Origin of the sequence: Clostridium manihotivorum (assembly GCF_004015185.1) — a bacterium.
Classification (GTDB): domain Bacteria; phylum Bacillota; class Clostridia; order Clostridiales; family Clostridiaceae; genus Clostridium_AR; species Clostridium_AR manihotivorum.
On sequence record NZ_CP025746.1, the window covers coordinates 1,115,057 to 1,135,692 of the forward strand.

Consider the following 20,636-nt stretch of genomic DNA (forward strand, 5'->3'; position numbering starts at 1 on the left):
ATAAAAAAAAGCCGTACTTTTGAGAATTTTTAATTTTTATGAAACAAAACTATATAGAATTTTGATGTATTAACAAAGTTTTCTCTTCTATATACAAAATATGTAATTTTAATGTATAATTACTAATATATGTATCACGATGTCTCGGTCATGAGTGAATATATAAAGGGGGGATTTAAATTGGAATTTTATAGTCCAAGCGAGAAAATAAGACTAATGCGAAAAAAGTTTCGTGTTAATCAGTCACAATTAGAATGTATCAATATGACTAGAGCTTTTATAAGCATGATGGAAAGTGGTAAAAGAACGGTAAGCAAAAAGAGTTCTAAGTTATTAGTGGAGAGATTCAATGAGATAGCTAAAAGAATAAGTGCCAACTTAAACTTAGATGACGAGTATTTTTCTAGAACTCCTATGGAGGACGCACGATATTATTGTGAGCGTGAACTGCAAAGTGCTGAATCTCTAAGCTATGAAGAACTCGAGGAGCTTGCAGAGATAGAAAAGAAATTTGAACTTGATGACTTAATGGCGTATACGTATAAAATATGGGGCATAAAATATCTTAACGATAATGATTATACACAGGCATTTATAGCTCTAAATAATTCTCTAGGAAAATATAAAGAGCTTAAATTGGAGAAAGAGCAAATAGAAGTGTATATGAGCCTCAGTCTATGTAAGATAAGAAAAAATTGCTTTGAGGACGCAGTTTTCTTTTATAAGCAAGCTATATATTACGCTAGAGAGGTAGAAAACCTAGCGGCTTACTATAAAGCTAGTTATTCTTTAGCATTAGTGTATTCACAAATCGCTAAATATGAACAAGCTGTTGATATAATAGAGAATACTATATTAAGTGCAGAGAATAAAGTTGATAAGAATATATCTATCAAAGCTATGTTGACAAGAGCATCAATAATGGCTGTTACAAATCAATTAGATGATGCAGAACATGAATTTCATATGTTAGAAAAGATTATAGGTAATACAAATTTGCCACAGCTTGCACTAATATATACTAACCTATCAGAGATATATTATAAAAAAGAGGATTTTGAAAAAAGCTTAAAATACATAAGCCTAGCCCAAAGCCTAAAAGTTCAATGCGACAAGCCTACTCTACCACATGTTTTAGGGCTTAAAGGAAAAGTGCTTCTTAAACAAGGTTTATATGAGGAAAGTTTAATGTTATTCGAGCTAGCTATTGATATGGCTGAACAATATAAGAGGTTTGAGGCTCTTATAGAAAACTATAGGGATTTAGTTAGTGTATTAGAGACAAAGAAGGACTATGATAAGATAAAGGACAAAATGTATAGGCTGCTAGATACCTTAGAGACTAATAACTTAACTGATGGTAAGCGCTTTGCTATATATAAACTAGCTCATGTAGAGGCGTTGCAAGGCAATCATGAGGAATCAATAAGGTTGCTAAACGAGATTGAACCTCTTATATAAAAAAATATACTTTTAGGCTTATTATTTTAATGTAATATTAAAATTGGTGTAATATAATAGAATTATATATAAATATTGGAAGGTGTGTGCGATATGAAAAGAAACTTATCAAAGGTAATATTAGGAATTACTATTATTGCCACTTTAGTTATTCCTACAATCTCTAATGTAAGTACTCAAAATATAGGAAGTCCTATAACCACATATATTCAATGGCCTGAGCCTGGTGACTTATAATACTTATTTAGCTAAAAAGAAGGTGTGCAAAACTATAAGAATAGTTTTGCACACCTTCTTTATTATATTACTTCATCGATTCTAATAGAGCTTTCATGCTTTCCCTGATGCTTTCAAGTTTCTCAGGAGAAAGTTTAGTGTTTTCCAGCAATTTATAAGGAATGCATTCAGCAGATAGTTTTTTATTTCTTCCTTCTTCGGTCAGCTTTATAATTACGTTTCGTTCGTCTTCTTTATCTCTGATTCTTACTATTAAATTAGAAGCTTCTAGCTTTTTAAGTAGAGGAGTTAAAGTACCAGAATCAAGATAAAGTCTGTTTCCTAATTCTTTAACAGTTACACCGTCTTTTTCCCAAAGAGCAAGTAATGTTATATATTGGGTATAAGTAAGACCCAAGTTATCAAGAAAAGGTCTATAACCTTTTATTATCTCTTTAGAACAAGCGTAGATAGCAAAACATAATTGGTTATCTAATTTTAACATTTCATCTTTTAATTCGTTCTCATTCATGTTTACACGTCCTTTAAAAGTTTAGTAATATCCTCCTCAATCTTTGAAGGAACTGTAGTTGGTGCGTACCTGTCTACTACATTTCCATTTGAATCTACTAAGAATTTAGTAAAGTTCCACTTTATTGCTTTGCTTAAAACTCCGCCTTTTTGAGAAGTTAAGTATTTGTATATTGGATGAGCGTTTTCACCATTTACATCTACCTTCTCAAACATTTTGAAAGTTACTCCATAATTTAACATGCAGAAGCTCTTAATTTCATCACTGTTTCCTGGATCTTGACTAGCAAATTGGTTGCAAGGGAACCCAAGAATTTCGAATTTTTCATTGCCAAGCTTCTTATACAAAGCTTCTAACTCTTCGAATTGAGGAGTTAGTCCACACTTACTTGCAGTGTTTACTATAAGTAATACTTTACCCTTATATTGAGAAAAGTCAACCTCTTTACCATCTATATCTGTAGCTTTAAAATCATATATACTCATTTTTAATACCTCCAATAATATTGAACTTAATTGAATTGCGTAAAATTTAATTGATAATATAAATATATCACTGATATATTTATATGTAAATACAAATAAACGAATTGTGATAAATTGTTAAAATTAGATATTTTTTTATACCGAAGAAGTTTTCTATAGATATATTATTTCTAAGTATTATTTAATAATACTGCTAAAGCCTTATTATAATTGTTCATATAAAAAGATATTTTGATGCAGCTTATTAACTATAGGGTTCAAACTTCAACTATTAATTTATATATACCCAATAATCCCCAGAAGCCGAGATTATCGAACAAGTATAAATTAAGTTTTCGTAAAGCAACCCTATAAATACTAGAGTATCTATATATCTATAATATTGATGATTTGTAATCTATATAAATTATAATAAAGCCTCTATATAACTTTCCATGCTAAGTGGGTCAACAGGAGATTCAAATCTTCCTATTATCTTTCCATCTCTATCGATTAAGAATTTAGTGAAGTTCCATTTTATAGAGTCATCTAATAGGTAGTGAGGATATTTTTCTTCTAAAAATGCATTGAAGAACTTTTGCTCTGGATCATTTAGATTGAAGCCTCTAAAAGGTTTTTCTGAAGTAAGATATTTAAATAGTGGAGAAGTCTCTTTTCCTCTTACCTCTGATTTTTCAAACATATTAAATGTAACCCCATAATTTATAGAACAAACATTTTTTATGTCATCATTAGAACCAGGTTCTTGATTCTCAAATTGATTTGAAGGGAATCCTAATATTTCTAAGCCTTTATCTTTATATTTTATATATAATTTTTGTAAATCTTCAAGTTGAGGAGCGAAGCCGCACTTAGTTGCAGTATTAACAACTATTAAAACCTTACCTTTATATTGAGATAGTTCTATTTCTTTTCCGTCGATATTGTTAACCTTAAAATCATAAATACTCATTTATAACATCTCCTATTTAGTAAAATTAAATTGTATCAAATCGAATTGCATACACACATAATAGCATGAAAAAAATGTATTGTAAATATATATTTTTATTTTTTTATTAAAAATTTCACAAGCTTTGATAATTAACTGAAACGTTGACTTTTAGACCTATTAATGCTATATTTAGTCATGAATTAAAACCTTATAAGGGGTAGTATTATGAAGATAACGCAAGAAGTAGATTACGCATTAAGAGTAGTTTTATACTTTTGTAAGCTAGATTATGGTACAAAAATAGAAGCTAGATCAATATCAGAACATGAAAAGGTTCCTATAAGATTTCTACTTAAGATACTAAGAAAATTAACTCATGCCAAGATAGTTAATTCTTATAGAGGGGTTAATGGAGGGTATTCTTTAGCGAGGCTTCCAGAAGAAATTCGCTTGAATGATGTTATAGAAGCTATAGATGGTCCTACCTATGTGGCAAAGTGCATCGGAGAGCCTGAGGTTTGTAATGCTAATAGAGCCGGAAAGTGTCAATTACATAACGCATTAAATAAGATTCAAAACATAGTAAGCGAACAGCTTAATGGCATAACTTTTGATGATATAATGAATGGAAAAGTTAATTAGGGTTATATACCCTAATTTTTTTACTGTTAAGGAAAGTATAAAATTTTTGGATAGCTAAGCCTAGTAATATCAAGGGATTATAACAGCTATTTAGGGTAAACAGTAAAAAAATAAACCATATTCGCCTGCCAGATTTTCCTCATATACATTCGGAAAGGCAGATGCGCAAAAAAAGCTCACTGAAGAAGGTCGTTTCAGTGACTTTTTTATTCTTTATGACAATCATTAAGTTTAAAATATTCGCAAAGTAGAATGAGAGCGATGGTCTTTTTAATAAGAATATCATATTTTTATAAAGCTGTGGATAAATATCCATAATATGTTGATCAATTTTTATTAATATGATTACTGTGGATATAATGGATAATAGTAAAAAATTATGAGATAATAGTTATGTACATTTTTAACTAATTGTATAACTATAATTTATATAAATCTTTGTTTTAGTAAATACTAGTATAATTATGAAAGTAATTAATAAAGATATGCCACTTCAATGGAAAATATAAACTTTAATATGAGGTAGTACATCTATATATATACTTTAAGGGAGGATGCTATGGAGGAAAATTTAATTATAAGCATTTTATTAGTAGTAGTTTTAATTGCTATAAATGCATTTCTTGTAGCTGCAGAAATGTCCATAGTATCGTTAAATAAGAATAAAATAGGACTTTTAGCTGATAAGGGAAATAAAAAAGCTATATTACTTAGAAATCTTACTCAGGAACCAAGTAAGTTTCTTGCTACGATCCAAGTCGGTATAACTCTTGCAGGATTTTTTGCCAGTGCATCTGCAGCAACAAGCTTATCAAATAGCTTTGGCAAGTTTTTGCATAAATATAATATACCTTATAGTGATCAGATAGCATTAGTTTTGATAACAGTAGTGATATCTTATTTTACCTTAGTGCTTGGGGAGTTATTCCCAAAAAGATTAGCGCTAAAGAAATCAGAGTCAGTTGCTATGTTTACTGTAAAGCCTATAGTTATGATATCTAAGGTAACGGTACCTTTTGTAAGATTTTTATCCTTTTCCACTAATTTGCTAATAAGACTTTTTGGTATAGATATGAACAACATGGAGGAAAGAGTCTCTGAAGAAGAAATAAAGTCCTTGATAGAAGTTGGAAAAGAGCATGGAGTTATAAATGAAACTGAACGAGAAATGATAAACGGAATCTTTAAGTTTGATGATAAGTTAGCTAAGGAAGTTATGATTCCGAGAACAGAAGTGTTTATGCTAGATGCCAACGTAAAAATAGCAGATGCAATCGAGGAGATTGTAAGCGAAAAGTATTCAAGAATTCCAGTATATGAAGATGAGATAGATAATATAATAGGTATTCTTTATACCAAGGACATATTTAGTCAGTTTATAACTAAGGACATAGATGATATAGAAATCAAAAGTTTAATAAGAGAGCCTTATTTTGTACCAGAAACAAAGCATATTGATGAATTGTTTAAAGACATAAAGGAAACAAAAAGCCATATGGCTATTTTAATAGATGAGTATGGTGGCTTTTCAGGAATAGTAACCTTAGAAGATTTGGTGGAAGAGGTTATGGGCAATATATCAGATGAATATGACGAAGATGAGCAAGAAATAAGGAAGATAGATGATAATACCTATAGTGTAGACGGACTTTTATCTATCTATAGAGTGAATGAAATACTGCACCTTAACATGAGTTCAGAAGATACAGATACTATTGGTGGTTTTGTACTGGAACTTTTAGGAACAATTCCTAAAGACATAGAAAACTCAGTAGTTGAGTATGATAATGTAATCTTAAAAATAGAAGAGATGAGCGAAAAGAGAGTAGAACGGGTAAAGATATTTATCCAGAGATAGTTTAAGCTACCACAAGAATTTAATTCTTGTGGTAGCTTTTTATTATGTGCTTTAGCAACTTTTTTATTAAGTATATATTATGCATATAAAAAGCACAATATAAATTAAAGAGTAAAAAAGATTTTATATTTATGCATTTTAATCTAAGCTATTACTTAATGAATATAACATTGAAGATTTTATTTGACTATGAATTGCTTTACATAATGTGGCTCAGTGATTCCTAGCCTTTATAAAATGTATAAGCGTAAAAAATAAATAGAATTTTTATTCAAAAGTATTGCATAATTATAAGGTTTGTATGTATAATTATAACATGTTGAAAATGAAAATGTTGGAGGGTGTTTTTAATGGCGAAATTAAATAAGGTAGTTTTAGCATATTCAGGTGGACTTGATACATCTATAATAATATCTTGGCTTAAGGAAAACTATGGCTGTGAAGTAGTTGCTGTAGTAGGAGATGTTGGTCAAGGCGATGAATTGGAAGGCTTAAGAGATAGAGCTATTAATACAGGTGCTTCCGAATTTTATGTTGCAGATTTAAAAGAAGAGTTAGTCAATAATTTTATATTCCCTTGTCTTAAGGCAAATGCCATATACGAAGGGAAATATCTTTTAGGAACATCATTTGCAAGACCTATAATAGCTAAAAGACTAGTGGAGATAGCAAAAAATGTTGGAGCTGATGCAATAGCTCACGGATGCACAGGAAAAGGAAACGATCAAGTTAGATTTGAACTTGGAATTAAGGCTTTTGCACCAAGTATGAAGATAATTGCACCTTGGAGAGAGTGGAACATAAAGTCCAGGGATGAAGAGATAGATTATGCAATAGAGAAAAATATACCTATAACCCTAACAAGAGAAACAAACTATAGTAAGGATAAAAATCTATGGCACTTAAGTCATGAAGGGTTAGACTTAGAAAATCCAGAAAATGAACCAGATTATGATAAGATTCTTGAACTTTCTGTATCTCCAGAAAAAGCTCCAGATGTACCTACTTATGTAACTATATCCTTTGAACAAGGAATACCTAAGAAGATAGATGGAGTTGAATACGGCCCTGTTGAGATAATAAAGAAGCTTAATGAAATCGGTGGAAAAAATGGTATTGGAATTGTTGACCTTGTGGAAAATAGATTAGTAGGAATGAAGTCTAGAGGTGTATATGAAACTCCAGGAGGAACTATCTTATATTATGCACATAAAGAGTTAGAAACTCTATGCTTAGATAGAGAGACTTCTCACTACAAAGAATTAGTAGCTACAAAGTTTGGTGAGTTAGTTTACTTTGGTCTTTGGTTTACTCCATTAAGAGAAGCCTTAAGTGCTTTTGTAGATAAGACACAAGAAACAGTTACAGGAGATGTAAAGCTAAAGCTTTATAAGGGTAACATAATGAATGCAGGAATAACATCACCTTATTCATTGTATAGTGAAGAAATCGCAACCTTTGGAGCTGATCAAGTATATAACCAAAAGGATGCAGAAGGCTTCATAAACTTATTCGGATTACCAATAACAGTTAAGTCAATGCTTTCAAAAAAATAGGAGGTAATTTATGAAACTTTGGGGTGGAAGATTTCAAAAGGAAACAAATAGTTTAGTTAATGCATTTCATTCTTCCATATCGTTTGACTATAGATTATATGAAGAAGATATCACTGGAAGTATAGCTCATGCAAAAATGCTCGCTAGCTGTAATGTTATTTCTTTTGATGATATGGAAAAGATTGTTGAAGGACTTAGTGCTATATTAGCTGATATAAAAGAAGGTAAAGTTGAATTTTCAGTGGATGCTGAAGACATACACATGAATGTGGAGACAATGCTGATAAAGAACATAGGTGAAGTAGGAAAGAAGCTTCATACAGGGAGAAGCAGAAATGATCAAGTAGCCTTAGATTTGAGAATGTATGTTAAGAAGGAAATTAAAAAAGTAGAAAGCTTACTAATCAAGCTGGAAACCTCCATATATAACATAGCTTCAGAGAATATGGGAACAATAATGCCAGGATATACTCATCTTCAAAAAGCTCAGCCTATAACCTTTGCACATCATCTTTTGGCATATGGTGAGATGTTTAAGAGAGACTACCTAAGGCTGGAGGATTGTTATAAGAGAATGAACTTTTCTCCTTTGGGAAGTGGTGCATTAGCGGCAACCACTTATCCTTTGGATAGATATATGGTAATGGAGCAATTGGGGTTTGATGACATTACTATGAATAGTTTAGACGGGGTATCTGATAGGGATTACGTAATAGAACTTAATAGCGCTTTAGCAATAATAATGATGCATTTATCTAGGTTTTCCGAGGAAATAATCCTTTGGTGCAGTGGAGAATTTGGATTCATAGAGTTGGATGATGGCTTTTCAACTGGTTCAAGCATAATGCCTCAAAAGAAGAATCCTGATGTGGCAGAACTTGTAAGAGGAAAGACTGGAAGAGTTTATGGTGGGCTTATAACTCTTTTAACTATGATGAAGGGGCTTCCATTAGCGTATAACAAGGATATGCAAGAAGATAAAGAAGCTATTTTCGATAGTTTAGACACAGTTAAATTATGTATAGATGTATTCAGTGACATGCTTTCAACGGTGAAGGTTAATAAAGAAAGAATGAGAGATGCAGCTGGTGAAGGATTTACCAATGCTACCGATGGAGCAGACTATTTAGTAAACAAAGGCATGGCTTTTAGAGATGCTCATAAGGTGATTGGACAGCTGGTTTTTTATTGCATTGAAAAGAAAACAAAATTGGAAGATCTAAGCTTAGAGGAATTTAAAGGGTTCTCAGAATTGTTTGACAAGGATATCTATGAGGTTTTAGATCTTAAATCCTGTGTTGAAAGAAGGAACGTTATAGGAGGACCAAGTAAATCCTCTGTAAGCATACAATTAGACAATTTAAAATATTTCATTAAAAAAGAGCAAAAGCTATAAGGGGGATGTTAGGTGAACAAGTTAAAGGTTGGAATAATAGGAGCTACAGGATATGTTGGAATAGAGCTTTTAAGACTTCTGCTTACTCACAGTGAAGTTGAGGTCGCAGCTATTAGTTCTTCTTCCTTTGAAAAAATGAAAATTACTGATGTGTATCCAAATTTACTTGGGTATACATCCCTAATATGTGAGAGTGTTGATGAGGTCATAGCTAAAAGTGAACTGCTCTTTTTAGCTCTACCTCATGGCCTAAGCGAAGAAATCGCTGACACTGCCTTAGCACAAGGGAAAAAAGTAGTGGACTTAGGAGCGGATTTTAGACTTGAAGATGAAAGTGAATATGAAAAATGGTATGGGAAAAAATTCTTAAATGGTAGTCTTCATGAAAAGTCTGTTTATGGACTTTGTGAAGTAAATAGAGAGCTTATTAAAGCATCTCCAATAATAGCTAATCCAGGATGTTTTCCTACATCAATTGCTTTGGCTTTAATTCCTCTGTTAAAAAACAAACTGATTAAGAAGGATATGATAATAATAGATTCAAAATCAGGGGTAACAGGAGCTGGAAGAGGACTTTCTTTGACTTCTCATTATGCAGAAAGTAATGAAAATATATCTCCCTACAAGGTCGGAGGAGTTCACAGACATATTCCTGAAATAGAGCAAAGCTTAAGCAAAGCCTTTGGAGAAGAGATAAGAGTTGTATTTACACCACATCTCATACCGGTAAATAGAGGAATTCTTTCAACTATATATTGTGAATTAAGTGAGGCGACTAATTACGATAAAGTTTATGAAACCTTAGTTGAAGCTTATAACAATGAGCAATTTGTGAATATATTGCCTAAAGGACAGATAGCATCAATAAAGTCAGTAACCCTGTCAAACAACTGTCAGATATCAGTTCACTTTGATGAAAGGGCAAATAAACTAATACTATGCTCAGTGATAGATAACATGATTAAAGGGGCCGCAGGGCAAGCTATACAAAATATGAACATAATGATGGGGTACCCTGAGAATAAGGGACTAGAATTCTTGGCACCAGCTTTTTAGCATCTAATTTTTTATTCTTAAGGAAACTGTATTTCAGATAAAGATGTACATTTGAATCTCAAGTCTATCTTCAAAACTCTGATGGATTAAGATTGGAGAAGTTGAAAATACAATTTTAAATGAAGATGTGCATCTATAGAAGGAGGATTAATAATGGATATTTTAGTAGGTGGAGTTACAGCGCCAAAGGGCTTTGTAGCTTCAGGTATACATTGTGGACTTAAAAAGAAAAAGGAAAAGAAGGACTTAGCACTGATATATTCAGAAAAGATATGCGATGCAGCAGCTGTATATACTCAGAATAAAGTAAAAGGCTGTCCTATACTAGTTACTGAGAAAAATCTTTTAGATTATAAGGCTCAAGCTATCATAGTGAATAGTGGAAATGCTAACACCTGCACAGGCGAGGACGGAATTATTAAAGCCAACAAAATGGCTGAGTTAGTATCGGAAAGACTTGGAATAAGTAAAGAAGATGTTGTTGTTGCATCTACAGGTGTTATAGGTGTTCCTCTGAATATAGAAGCCATTGAGAGTGGTATGGATGAACTTGTTAACAGCATAAACAAAAATGGAAATATAGATGCAAGAGAAGCTATTATGACAACAGATACTATAAAAAAAGAAGTAGCTGTCTCTATAAAAGTTGGAGATAAAAAAGTAACTATAGGGGCTATGGCTAAGGGATCAGGAATGATACATCCTAATATGGCAACTATGCTTGGTTTTGTAACTACAGATGTAAGCATAGACGGAAGATTGTTAAAGGAAGCTCTTTCTTACGCTACCAATAAAAGCTTTAACAGAATAAGTGTAGATGGAGATACTAGTACAAATGATATGGTATCAGTTCTGGCAAATGGAATGGCTGGAAACACAAAGATAACAGATAAAGATGAAGATTATTATAAGTTTGTAAATGCACTAACTTTCGTATGTACTGAGCTTGCTAAACTTATAGCTAAAGACGGTGAGGGTGCTACAAAGATGATTGAATGCTATGTAAAAGGTGCTTTAAACGAGGAGCATGCAGCTTCTCTTGCAAAGACAGTTATTCAATCAAGTCTGGTTAAGACAGCAGTGTTTGGAGCTGATGCAAACTGGGGAAGAATTCTATGTGCTCTAGGATACTCAGATGAACCTTTAGAGGTAGATAAGGTTGATGTATCCTTTGACAGTATAAAAGGATACTTAGAAGTATGTAAAAATGGTAGGCCTGTACCGTTCAGTGAAGAAAAGGCAAAGTTAGTACTAGGTGAAAGTGAAATATCCATAATAATTGATTTAAAAATGGGTGAGGAAGAAGCTGTTGCTTGGGGTTGTGACCTAAGTTATGAATATGTGAGAATCAACGGAGACTATAGAACTTAATAGTTATTTAAAGAGGTGACAACTTTGGCAAATATAGATTTTAAAAAGGCTAATACCCTTATAGAAGCTCTTCCATATATAAAGGATTATTATGGTAAGACAATAGTTATAAAGTATGGCGGAAGTGCCATGAAAAACAGAACTTTAAAAGAAGCGGTAATAAATGATCTAATACTTATGAGTTGTGTTGGTATAAACGTAGTTTTGGTACATGGTGGCGGGCCAGAGATAAATATATTCTTAGAAAAGATGGGGAAAAAGCCTAAGTTTATAAATGGATTAAGATATACCGATGAAGAAACAATGGATGTAGTACAAATGGTTTTAGCTGGGAAGGTTAATAAGGAGCTTGTATTTCTTATCAATTCCCTAGGTGGCAAAGCTATTGGACTATGTGGTATAGATGGCAATATGCTTTTGACTGAAAAAGTTAAGGGTGAAGAGGATTTAGGTTTTGTAGGTCAAGTGAAAAAGGTAAATACAGAAGTTATTGATAATAGCTTAAAGCAAGGGTATATATCGGTCATAGCAACTATTGGTATAGGGGAAGACGAAAAGATTTATAACATAAATGGTGACATAGCAGCGGCTAAGATAGCTTCAGCCTTAAAGGCAGAAAAGCTTATATTGCTTACAGATGTTCCTGGCCTATTAAGAGATCCAAATTCTGAAGAGACGCTTATTTCAGAAATAAGAGTGGGAGAGATCCCAGAGCTTATGGAAGAGAAAGTGATAAGCGGAGGAATGATACCTAAGATTGAAAGCTGCGTAGAGTCTATAAGGAACGGTGTTAAGAGAGTGCATATATTAGATGGAAGAATTCCTCACTCAGTACTTATAGAACTATTCTCTGATGAAGGAATAGGAACTATGATTTATTAGCATTACTTAATGCAAGATTATATACTTACAGATTTTTTGTGCATCTTATGTAGAGGTATCAGCTAAAAGTTTCATAAGATATTGAAGGGTAGAAATATAACAATTTTAATTTTTATATTGTAATATTTTTAAATTGTTTAATTGTTAAATTCTTAAGAATTTATTGATTTTTCAAGGCTTTAGCAGACATTATAGGTTGCTGCTTTTGATTAGGTGGCAGTTAAATATTTAATAAATACGAAGTTTAAATTTAAATAGGAGGTGCAATTACAATGGACTTTAAAGAAAAGTGGAGTGAATTCTTCATGGATACTTATGGACAGTTACCTATAGCTTTAGTTAAAGGTGAAGGTAATTACCTTATAGATTCAGAAGGAAATAAATATCTAGATTTTACTAGCGGTATAGGGGTTTCCTCTTTAGGCTATGGCAATGAGAAGTTGAAGAATGGACTTAAGGAGCAAATCGATCTACTGTTGCATACTTCAAATATATTTTATAATCCTGTAGCTATTGAAGCTGGAGAAAAGCTTATAGATGCGAGCAAAATGAAGAAGGTTTTCTTTGCTAACTCTGGTGCAGAAGCAAATGAGGGAGCTATAAAATTAGCGAGAAAGTATAGCTTTGATAAGTATGGAGAAGGAAGAGGAAAAATAGTTTCTCTAAAGCAATCCTTCCATGGTAGAACTCTTGCAGCTTTAAAAGCTACAGGCCAAGACAAGTTCCATAATTACTTCTTTCCATTTCCAGAAGGCTTTGAATATGTGGAGAAAAATAACATAGAAGCCTTAAAGGAAAAGCTTGATGGAACAGTATGTGCTGTGATGATGGAAGCAATTCAAGGAGAAGGTGGAGTATATCCTTTAGATGAAAGTTATGTAAAGGAAGTAGTTCAGTTATGCAAAGAAAAAGATGTGTTAGTTATATTTGATGAGGTTCAAGCTGGTGTAGGAAGAACAGGAAAGTTCTTTGGCTTTGAATATTTTGATGTATTACCTGACATAGTTACCTTAGCAAAAGGCTTAGGCGGAGGCTTGCCTATAGGTGCTGTACTAGCAGGTGAAAAAGTAGCAGCTGTATTTAAGAAAGGTGACCATGGTTCAACCTTTGGAGGGAATCCAGTAGCCTTAAAGGGTGCCAGCATAGTGCTTGAGGAAGTGACTAGTGAAGGCTTCCTAGAGGAAGTAGCTAAGAAAGGTGAACTTATAAAGAACATAATAGAAGGCTTTAATCACCCTAATGTGAAAGAAGTTAGAGGAAAAGGGCTTATGCTTGGTATTGAACTTGAGGTAGAAAGCAAGGAAGTACAAGAAAAGGCTCTTTCAAAGGGAGTACTTACGCTTACTGCAGGAGCAAAAGTTTTAAGACTTCTTCCACCATTGACTATAACAGAAGAAGAGATTAAGGCTGGCTTAGAAGTGCTAAAGGAATGCTTCTAATAAAAATATCTATATATAAATACTGATTATTTTGGGGGAAAATATTATGGAAAATAGGCATTTACTAAAGTTAAATGATTATACAAAAGAAGAAATAATGGAAATACTAGAGCTTGGAGAACAACTAAAGTACGAAAATAAACATGGAATAGCTCATGATCATCTATTAAGAGGAAAGACTTTAGGAATGATATTTGAGAAATCATCTACAAGAACTCGTGTATCTTTTGAAGTTGGAATGTATCAGCTAGGAGGCTCAGCCTTATTTTTGAGTTCTCATGATCTTCAGCTTGGAAGAGGTGAGCCAATAAAGGATACTGCTAGAGTTTTATCTAGATATGTAGATGGAATAATGATAAGAACTTTCTCCCAAAAAGATGTTCAAGATTTAGCTGAATACTCAAAAGTACCTGTAATAAATGGACTTACAGATGAAGAGCATCCATGTCAGGTGTTGGCTGATTTACTTACCATAAAAGAGTTCAAGAGAAAGTTTGATGGTTTAAAGGTAGCTTTTATTGGTGATGGAAATAATATGGCTAATTCTCTAATGGTAGGCTGCTTAAAGGTTGGAATGAGCATAGGTATAGCAACTCCAAATGGCTATGAACCTCCTGAACATGTTATAACGGCAGTAAAGGCTGTAGAAGAAGCTTCAAAAGGAACAGTAACCTTTGCCAAGAATCCAGAAGAAGTAGTAAAAGATGCAGATGTGGTTATTACTGATGTATGGACTAGTATGGGACAAGAAGAAGAAACCATTAAGAGAAAAGAAGCCTTCAAGGGATATCAGGTAAATAGTGACCTTATGGCTATTGCCAAAAAGGATGCTATGGTACTTCATTGCCTTCCAGCTCATAGAGGTGAAGAAATAACTGAAGATATACTTGAGCTTCATGCAAAGGAAATTTTTGAAGAGGCAGAAAACAGACTACATGCCCAAAAAGCAGTTATGGTTAAATTGATGCAGAAAAATTAGTAAAGATATAATTAGGTGTATTGAAATATTCTCGTCTATGTATATGGGAAATACAGATACTAAAAAATCCACTGAAGTAAGTCGCTTTAGTGGATTTTTGAAATTAAGTGCTTATTATTTTTATACTTTAATTCTAATTCTAATTTCTCGCTCATATAGAGCATCTCCTTCATGACCGCTTAATTTCAAAAATATTATTAAACATAGCCTTTATTCAAGATAGGTCTAATATAGATGTTTATAGGTATTATAGTTTTAGCAAGAAATAAAAAATAAAAATGAGTGTTGAAAACTTAGTGGATTAAATTTACAATGCTGTGGATAATTTATAAATAGTTATGGCTATTATTTTTATTGTTAAGACCAGTTATACAAAAAAATCAAAAAATTATTATTTAAACCTATCAATATAGAGGCTTTAGAACAGCTAGTTAGGGTGAAAATCAAAAAAGCTTATTTGCTTACCAAATAAAAGGGACTATTTTCTTTGTGTTTTTTATATATTCAATATAAGAAGTTTTAAAGCTTTCAATTAATGCATTTTCCTCGATACTGATTCTATATCCATAAATTAATGAAACAATGATTAGACTTATAAGAATACCAATGAAACTTCTAAAGCAGAAGGAGATTCCTATAAGTGTTAATATACTTCCACTATATGCAGGGTGTCTTATTAATTTATAGGGGCCAGTTTGAACTATTTTTTGGTTTGAATTAACCTGTACATTAAAAGTGAAGAATTTTCGTAGAGTCCATATAGAGTAGGCTCTTAATAAGATACCAGCAATGGTGAACAGAGTGCCTAACCAGAAAAATGAACTTGCTAGGATTAAGAAAAGATTCTTTCTACAAAACATGTTTATAAATACTATAGATGTAATTCCTAAGGTTATTAAGAAAAAGGAACCTTTATCAGAGCTTTTCTTTTTACCAGAATTTTTTAAGCTTTCATAGGAAGTAAAAAGAAAAAACAATATCTCTGATGCTAAGAATAAAGTGAAGATAATCTGAAAGACATAGCACATAGTAGTGGTTTCAAAATAAGAGTGTCCAAAAAGATACATATATAATTCATCTCCTAATTTCTATTTCTTATCTGCAGGTTTATCATATCTGCATCAAGTTTAGTGGTTTTATATAAGGTCAAAATAGTTGTACCATAGGTTATAGATACAATGAAAAGTGCCTCTAATAAGTCGCTTATAGAATGGATAGAAATAATATTAAATGGAATACCTATACCTAAAGTCACCACAAAGCTTAAGATTACCTCAATTAAAATGTGTACAAATTGAGACTTTATATTGAGATTTTCCATAAGGAAAAGGATTATTTGAATTAAAATTATAAAGGATAAAGTGCTCACTTCTGAATTAGTTTGAATAGTTTGTCTGTGTTGTAAAAGATGTATAAAAATAGTTATTATATTTAATACAGTGAAGGCTATGCAGCCACCTAAGATATATTGATTTATTCTTTTCATAGTTACCTCCAATCAACTAATAACCTATTCACGTAGTTTTTGTTTTATTTCCTGTACATAGCTTCGGTTTATTATGAGTTTTTCACCATTATATAGAGTGGCGAGAAGGCGTCCGTTTAACTGCCCCTGGACTTTTTGGAGTTTGTCTAGATTTAATATGCAGGCTTTATTTATTCTTGTAAATTTTGTACTAAATAGTTTGTCTTCTAACTCGTATAACTTCAGGTCACTTTTATAAACTTTATTTTCAGTATAAATATAAGTTCTGTTGTCCACTGATTCAAAATAATAAATTTCTTTTGAAGAAAGTTTAAATTTCTCATTATCTATTGTACCTACTAGGATTACTTCATTTTCACTAAGACAATTTACTAATTTATCAACATAGCTATTCTTTTCCTTACAAAATATCTTTATTTCAATATCTTCTATCAAAGGATCCTCAATTACTGATATTCTCATAAACATCCTCCCTTCGTAAAAATAATAGCATAACCGTTTATCTATAACAATTAACTTACATCTATCTTGCATATAGGCTATAGTAAGTTGCAATTTACTGTCCATAATCCATGGTGAAAAAAGTTTAGAACGGTTAGATGTACAAAAAAATTCACTGAAGAAGTCTGCTTCAGCGAATTTTGTCATAAAGAATATGGTGTTTATAAAGATATTTTCCTAGACTAGTGTATGCTATTAATTAAATGCGCCTTTATATTGTTCTGGATAGGAGATAGAGATATTTTTTCTTTTAGCTTCACTTAGCGGAAAGTAAGGATTTCTTAAAAGTTCCCTTCCAATTGCAACTAAATCTGCTCTTTTATTTGAAATAATTTCTTCAGCCATATTAATGTCTGTTATCAAACCTACAGCAATTGTAGGGATATTACATGTATTTCTTATTTCATCAGAAAAATTGATTTGATACCCTGGATATACATCAATAGATGCAGGGATTAGGCCTCCAGTACTTACATGTACCATATCTATCTGCTCCTTTACTAGGTTTATAGTTTCTATCATATCTTCTAGGGTAATACCTCCGTCCTTATAATCATAAGCAGAAACTCTTAGTAGAATAGGCTTTTCTTTAGGCCATACCTCTTTTACAGCCTCTAAGACTTCATTTAAAAATCTTGCTCTATTCTCAACAGTACCACCATATTCATCCTTTCTCTTATTGGATAGTGGGGATAAAAACTGGTGAATTAGATAGCCATGTGCAGCGTGAATCTCAATTGCATCAAAGCCGGCTTTATCAGCTCTTAGGGCTGCGGATTTGAATGAAAAGATTATATCCTTGATTTGTTCCTTGGTTAGTTCTTTAGGTAAGGAGCTCTTTTCATCAAAGGCAATCTCGCTTGGAGCTAATATATCCCCAGAAACCCCAGTGTATTTTCTACCAGCATGATTGAGCTGAAGAGCGATTTTTGTGCCGTTTTCTTTAACGCCATCTACTATAGCCTTTAATCCATCAATATGAGTATCATCCCAAATTCCCAGGTCATTGTCTGTGGTACGTCCGTTTTTTGTAACACCAGTAGATTCCATGATTATGAAACCTACACCTCCTATAGCTCTTGTGACGTAATGAGTGTAGTGAAACTGATTGGCTTTGCCAGTTTCATCTGAAGAATACATGCACATAGGTGGCATAACCAATCTGTTTTTTAAAACTGTATTTTTTAAGGTATAGTTGCTGAAAGTATTCATAAATTTTCTCTCCTTATATTTAAAATATATTGTTTAATGTAAGTGTATATCATATACTATAATTAAGGAAGTAGTGATATTTTTATCATATAATTTCAAAAAGGTAAGTAATGCGATAAATGCACATGTAGGAGGGTGAAAAAATGTCAGAGGTAGTTCTTGAAAGAGGAGAGCCAGGAGCGAAATGTCCTATAGAAGCTGCTATCGATGTAATAGGCAGCAAGTGGACATTTTTAATTATAAGAGATTTATTGATAGATGGAACAATAAGATTTGGTGATTTACTGAGATCTCTTGAAGGGATAAGTCCCAAAACCTTATCTGTTAGATTAAGAGAGCTAGAAAAGGTTGGATTAGTAGATAGGATTGTGTACCCAGAGATTCCGCCAAAAGTTGAGTATAAGCTCACTGAGAAAGGAAAGGAATTAGAAAAGGTATTTATTGAGTTGAAAAGATGGGGGATTACTATTTTGGAGTAGTTATGGTGAGGCGGTAAGAGTAGTTAAAGGAATTCTACTTTTCTCTGAATTAGATTTGCAGAAATCCTTTGCTTTCTAAGAGAAGGATTTCTGCAAATTTAAGCCTTATTACAAAGTGATATAGTTATATTTATACAATAAATGAAAATACTTAAAATAAAGCAAAACACTACAATTAGTTACTTGAAGTGTTTTGCTTTATTAAGCTTGTTATATTATTTATTAATGAGTTTATTGAAAGTTATTAATAAATATATTATTAGTTAATCTCGTTCAACTATCATTGCAGTTCCTTGACCGCCACCTATACACAAGGTTGAAAGACCTCTTTTTGCATCTCTGTTTTTCATAGCATGTAAAAGAGTAACTAGGATTCTTGCACCAGAAGCTCCAATAGGGTGTCCTAGAGCTATGGCTCCACCATTGACATTTACCTTGCTCATGTCAAGCTTCAGGTCTCTTGCTATAGCCAGACTTTGTGATGCATAAGCTTCATTTGCTTCAATTAAGTCTAAATCTTCTGGAGTTAAATTTGCTTTATCTAAGGCTGCTTTTGTAGCATAAAAAGCACCGTAGCCCATTATAGAAGGATCAAGGCCAGCAGAGCCATAGGAAGTAATTTTAGCAAGAGGCTTTATGCCAAGTTCTTTCGCTTTATCAGCACTCATTACTATAAGTGCTGCAGCACCATCATTAAGACCAGAAGCATTACCTGCGGTTACGGTTCCATTTTCTTTAAATATAGGTTTTAGTTTTGATAAGGCTTCTATGGTGTTGCCGAATCTAGGAAATTCATCAGTATCAAAAACTATTTCGCCTTTTTTAGTTTTTATAGTAACAGGAACAATTTCTTCTTTAAATTGGCCACTCTTTATAGCTTGTTCAGCTTTATGCTGAGATTCTAGAGAGAACTTATCTTGATCTTCTCTAGATGCATTCCATTGTTCAGCAACATTTTCAGCGGTTATTCCCATGTGATAGTTGTTGAAAGCATCTGTTAATCCGTCTTTTATCATTTCATCAACTAACTCGTTATTGCCCATTCTATAACCCCATCTTGCATTGTTTAATAAAAATGGAGCAGCAGACATATTTTCCATACCACCAGCAACTATTATATCAGCATCGCCTGCTTTTATTATTTGAGCCGCTAAACTTACGCTTCTTAAACCAGAACCACACACCTTATTAAGAGTAAGGGCTGGGATTTCTACAGGTAAACCTGCTTTTACAGCAGCTTGTCTTGCTGGGTTTTGTCCTAGTCCAGCTTGTAGTACGTTACCGAATACTACTTCATCTATAGAGTTAGCATTTATTCCAGCTCTTTTTACAGCTTCCTTAATCACTATTGCACCTAATTCTACAGCAGGAACGTCCTTAAGAGTTTTCCCGTATGCTCCTATAGCTGTTCTTACTGCACTTACTATTACTACTTCTTTCATATCAAAATACCTCCTAAATTTAATATATGTAATAGACTGGTCTGTCTACTAATTCGAAATATAATAGAACTGAAGGGTAAAACCTTAGTTCTTATATACTGATACAAGATCTTTTTTCATTCTTCTTAATACATCTACTTCTTTACTAATTCGGTAATATACTAAATAACCTTCATATATTGCAAAGGCTTTATTAGCTATTGGATCTATTTCTGATTCAGCAGCCTCAGAAAATTTTAAAACATCGCTAAAGATATCAATTAATCTTTTCATGGACTTTGAATAATATTCTGCAAGATCAGGCTCTGAAAAGGCAATTTCTAGCCCTAGCACTGCAAAAGGGCAACCATAGTGCGTATTATTTTCAGCTGATTCTATCATTTTATCTATTAGATCATTTATAAATTCAGCCCATTTTCGATCCTTAGCGGAGTTAAGCACCATTAAACCAATTTTTCTTTCAAAGTAAGAGCATACACTTAGAGCCAAGTCCTTCTTGCTTTTGAAGTGAAAATAGAAGGAGCCCTTAGGAAGACCAGTGCAAGCCAAGATATCATTTATTCCTGTGGCATTATATCCATTTTGTATGAATAGATTTGCAGCACATTCTATTATATTATTTTTTGATTGTTCACCTTTTGTATTTTTAGCCACTGTAGGATCTCCCTTTATTATTTATTAATTTCATACTCAATATATTCTTAGAATC

The 20,636-nt window shown here is 32.5% G+C and carries 21 protein-coding genes; 12 read left to right on the forward strand and 9 right to left on the reverse strand.

Features of this window, described 5'->3' with window-relative positions; all coding sequences use genetic code 11:
* Positions 1–180: 180 nt before the first annotated feature.
* Together C1I91_RS04915 and C1I91_RS28015 are read left to right on the forward strand one after the other, a co-directional pair.
* A complete protein-coding gene (locus tag C1I91_RS04915) occupies positions 181–1,461 on the forward strand; it encodes a helix-turn-helix transcriptional regulator (protein ID WP_164880443.1) in 1,281 nt (426 codons plus the stop codon).
* A gap of 93 nt (positions 1,462–1,554) precedes the next feature.
* The gene (locus C1I91_RS28015; RefSeq protein ID WP_164880444.1) at positions 1,555–1,698 is read left to right on the forward strand and encodes a hypothetical protein; all 144 of its coding nucleotides are present in this window, start codon (positions 1,555–1,557) and stop codon (positions 1,696–1,698) included.
* 67 nt (positions 1,699–1,765) lie between these two features.
* On the opposite strand, the gene C1I91_RS04920 is transcribed toward C1I91_RS28015, so the two are convergent.
* The 3 genes from C1I91_RS04920 to C1I91_RS04930 all read right to left on the reverse strand — a co-directional run bounded on the left by C1I91_RS04920 (position 1,766) and on the right by C1I91_RS04930 (position 3,646).
* Entirely contained in the window at positions 1,766–2,209 is a 444-nt protein-coding gene (locus C1I91_RS04920; RefSeq protein WP_128211664.1) for a MarR family winged helix-turn-helix transcriptional regulator, read from the reverse strand.
* A 2-nt stretch (positions 2,210–2,211) separates the two neighbouring features.
* Positions 2,212–2,694, reverse strand: coding sequence for a glutathione peroxidase (locus C1I91_RS04925; RefSeq protein WP_128211666.1), 483 nt, complete (start codon positions 2,692–2,694; stop codon positions 2,212–2,214).
* 406 nt (positions 2,695–3,100) lie between these two features.
* A complete protein-coding gene (locus C1I91_RS04930; RefSeq protein WP_128211668.1) occupies positions 3,101–3,646 on the reverse strand; it encodes a glutathione peroxidase in 546 nt (181 codons plus the stop codon).
* 207 nt (positions 3,647–3,853) lie between these two features.
* On the opposite strand from C1I91_RS04930, the gene C1I91_RS04935 reads away from it, so the two are divergent.
* The 9 genes from C1I91_RS04935 to argF all read left to right on the forward strand — a co-directional run bounded on the left by C1I91_RS04935 (position 3,854) and on the right by argF (position 14,807).
* Positions 3,854–4,270 carry an RrF2 family transcriptional regulator gene (locus C1I91_RS04935; protein ID WP_128211670.1) on the forward strand — a complete coding sequence of 139 codons (417 nt, stop codon included), beginning with the start codon at positions 3,854–3,856 and terminating at the stop codon, positions 4,268–4,270.
* Between the two features lie 559 nt (positions 4,271–4,829).
* Positions 4,830–6,128, forward strand: a complete 1,299-nt coding sequence (locus tag C1I91_RS04940; protein WP_128211672.1) for a hemolysin family protein — start codon at positions 4,830–4,832, stop codon at positions 6,126–6,128.
* 350 nt (positions 6,129–6,478) lie between these two features.
* Complete coding sequence (locus tag C1I91_RS04945; protein WP_128211674.1) at positions 6,479–7,684, forward strand: argininosuccinate synthase; 1,206 nt, start codon at positions 6,479–6,481, stop codon at positions 7,682–7,684.
* Between the two features lie 10 nt (positions 7,685–7,694).
* Positions 7,695–9,080 carry an argininosuccinate lyase gene (gene argH / locus C1I91_RS04950; protein ID WP_128211676.1) on the forward strand — a complete coding sequence of 462 codons (1,386 nt, stop codon included), beginning with the start codon at positions 7,695–7,697 and terminating at the stop codon, positions 9,078–9,080.
* Between the two features lie 12 nt (positions 9,081–9,092).
* A complete protein-coding gene (argC, locus tag C1I91_RS04955; protein WP_128211678.1) occupies positions 9,093–10,136 on the forward strand; it encodes an N-acetyl-gamma-glutamyl-phosphate reductase in 1,044 nt (347 codons plus the stop codon).
* Between the two features lie 153 nt (positions 10,137–10,289).
* On the forward strand, positions 10,290–11,507 hold the full coding sequence (argJ, locus tag C1I91_RS04960) for a bifunctional glutamate N-acetyltransferase/amino-acid acetyltransferase ArgJ (protein ID WP_128211680.1): 1,218 nt from the start codon (positions 10,290–10,292) through the stop codon (positions 11,505–11,507).
* Positions 11,508–11,531: 24 nt separating this feature from the next.
* Positions 11,532–12,389: an acetylglutamate kinase gene (gene argB / locus C1I91_RS04965; RefSeq protein ID WP_128211682.1), complete on the forward strand. Its 858-nt coding sequence runs from the start codon at positions 11,532–11,534 to the stop codon at positions 12,387–12,389.
* A gap of 266 nt (positions 12,390–12,655) precedes the next feature.
* Complete coding sequence (locus C1I91_RS04970) at positions 12,656–13,828, forward strand: aspartate aminotransferase family protein (RefSeq protein WP_420808466.1); 1,173 nt, start codon at positions 12,656–12,658, stop codon at positions 13,826–13,828.
* A gap of 46 nt (positions 13,829–13,874) precedes the next feature.
* On the forward strand, positions 13,875–14,807 hold the full coding sequence (gene argF, locus C1I91_RS04975; protein ID WP_128211687.1) for an ornithine carbamoyltransferase: 933 nt from the start codon (positions 13,875–13,877) through the stop codon (positions 14,805–14,807).
* Positions 14,808–15,268: 461 nt separating this feature from the next.
* On the opposite strand, the gene C1I91_RS04980 is transcribed toward argF, so the two are convergent.
* The 4 genes from C1I91_RS04980 to namA all read right to left on the reverse strand — a co-directional run bounded on the left by C1I91_RS04980 (position 15,269) and on the right by namA (position 18,006).
* On the reverse strand, positions 15,269–15,874 hold the full coding sequence (locus C1I91_RS04980) for a methyltransferase family protein (RefSeq protein WP_128211689.1): 606 nt from the start codon (positions 15,872–15,874) through the stop codon (positions 15,269–15,271).
* A 14-nt stretch (positions 15,875–15,888) separates the two neighbouring features.
* Entirely contained in the window at positions 15,889–16,293 is a 405-nt protein-coding gene (locus tag C1I91_RS04985) for a hypothetical protein (protein WP_128211691.1), read from the reverse strand.
* A gap of 24 nt (positions 16,294–16,317) precedes the next feature.
* Positions 16,318–16,755, reverse strand: coding sequence for a LytTR family DNA-binding domain-containing protein (locus C1I91_RS04990; protein ID WP_164880445.1), 438 nt, complete (start codon positions 16,753–16,755; stop codon positions 16,318–16,320).
* Positions 16,756–16,989: 234 nt separating this feature from the next.
* Entirely contained in the window at positions 16,990–18,006 is a 1,017-nt protein-coding gene (gene namA / locus C1I91_RS04995) for an NADPH dehydrogenase NamA (protein ID WP_128211694.1), read from the reverse strand.
* A gap of 143 nt (positions 18,007–18,149) precedes the next feature.
* Between namA and C1I91_RS05000 the strand changes: the two genes are divergently transcribed.
* Complete coding sequence (locus C1I91_RS05000; RefSeq protein WP_128211696.1) at positions 18,150–18,485, forward strand: winged helix-turn-helix transcriptional regulator; 336 nt, start codon at positions 18,150–18,152, stop codon at positions 18,483–18,485.
* 263 nt (positions 18,486–18,748) lie between these two features.
* Here the strand turns inward: C1I91_RS05000 and C1I91_RS05005 are convergent, their stop codons facing one another.
* Both C1I91_RS05005 and C1I91_RS05010 read right to left on the reverse strand, forming a co-directional pair.
* Positions 18,749–19,927 (reverse strand): acetyl-CoA C-acetyltransferase, encoded by a 1,179-nt coding sequence (locus C1I91_RS05005; protein ID WP_128211698.1) that lies wholly within the window; start codon positions 19,925–19,927, stop codon positions 18,749–18,751.
* Between the two features lie 84 nt (positions 19,928–20,011).
* Positions 20,012–20,581 carry a TetR/AcrR family transcriptional regulator gene (locus C1I91_RS05010; protein WP_128211700.1) on the reverse strand — a complete coding sequence of 190 codons (570 nt, stop codon included), beginning with the start codon at positions 20,579–20,581 and terminating at the stop codon, positions 20,012–20,014.
* Positions 20,582–20,636 lie beyond the last annotated feature (55 nt).

Excerpts from the sequence above, each read along its gene's own strand:
- C1I91_RS28015 (WP_164880444.1), top strand. The coding sequence starts at position 1,555 with ATGAAAAGAAACTTATCAAAGGTAATATTAGGAATTACTATTATTGCC.
- C1I91_RS04920 (WP_128211664.1), bottom strand. The coding sequence starts at position 2,209 with ATGAATGAGAACGAATTAAAAGATGAAATGTTAAAATTAGATAACCAA.
- C1I91_RS04925 (WP_128211666.1), bottom strand. The coding sequence starts at position 2,694 with ATGAGTATATATGATTTTAAAGCTACAGATATAGATGGTAAAGAGGTT.
- C1I91_RS04930 (WP_128211668.1), bottom strand. The coding sequence starts at position 3,646 with ATGAGTATTTATGATTTTAAGGTTAACAATATCGACGGAAAAGAAATA.
- C1I91_RS04935 (WP_128211670.1), top strand. The coding sequence starts at position 3,854 with ATGAAGATAACGCAAGAAGTAGATTACGCATTAAGAGTAGTTTTATAC.
- C1I91_RS04940 (WP_128211672.1), top strand. The coding sequence starts at position 4,830 with ATGGAGGAAAATTTAATTATAAGCATTTTATTAGTAGTAGTTTTAATT.
- C1I91_RS04945 (WP_128211674.1), top strand. The coding sequence starts at position 6,479 with ATGGCGAAATTAAATAAGGTAGTTTTAGCATATTCAGGTGGACTTGAT.
- argH (WP_128211676.1), top strand. The coding sequence starts at position 7,695 with ATGAAACTTTGGGGTGGAAGATTTCAAAAGGAAACAAATAGTTTAGTT.
- argJ (WP_128211680.1), top strand. The coding sequence starts at position 10,290 with ATGGATATTTTAGTAGGTGGAGTTACAGCGCCAAAGGGCTTTGTAGCT.
- argF (WP_128211687.1), top strand. The coding sequence starts at position 13,875 with ATGGAAAATAGGCATTTACTAAAGTTAAATGATTATACAAAAGAAGAA.
- C1I91_RS04980 (WP_128211689.1), bottom strand. The coding sequence starts at position 15,874 with ATGTATCTTTTTGGACACTCTTATTTTGAAACCACTACTATGTGCTAT.
- C1I91_RS04985 (WP_128211691.1), bottom strand. The coding sequence starts at position 16,293 with ATGAAAAGAATAAATCAATATATCTTAGGTGGCTGCATAGCCTTCACT.
- C1I91_RS04990 (WP_164880445.1), bottom strand. The coding sequence starts at position 16,755 with ATGAGAATATCAGTAATTGAGGATCCTTTGATAGAAGATATTGAAATA.
- namA (WP_128211694.1), bottom strand. The coding sequence starts at position 18,006 with ATGAATACTTTCAGCAACTATACCTTAAAAAATACAGTTTTAAAAAAC.
- C1I91_RS05000 (WP_128211696.1), top strand. The coding sequence starts at position 18,150 with ATGTCAGAGGTAGTTCTTGAAAGAGGAGAGCCAGGAGCGAAATGTCCT.
- C1I91_RS05005 (WP_128211698.1), bottom strand. The coding sequence starts at position 19,927 with ATGAAAGAAGTAGTAATAGTAAGTGCAGTAAGAACAGCTATAGGAGCA.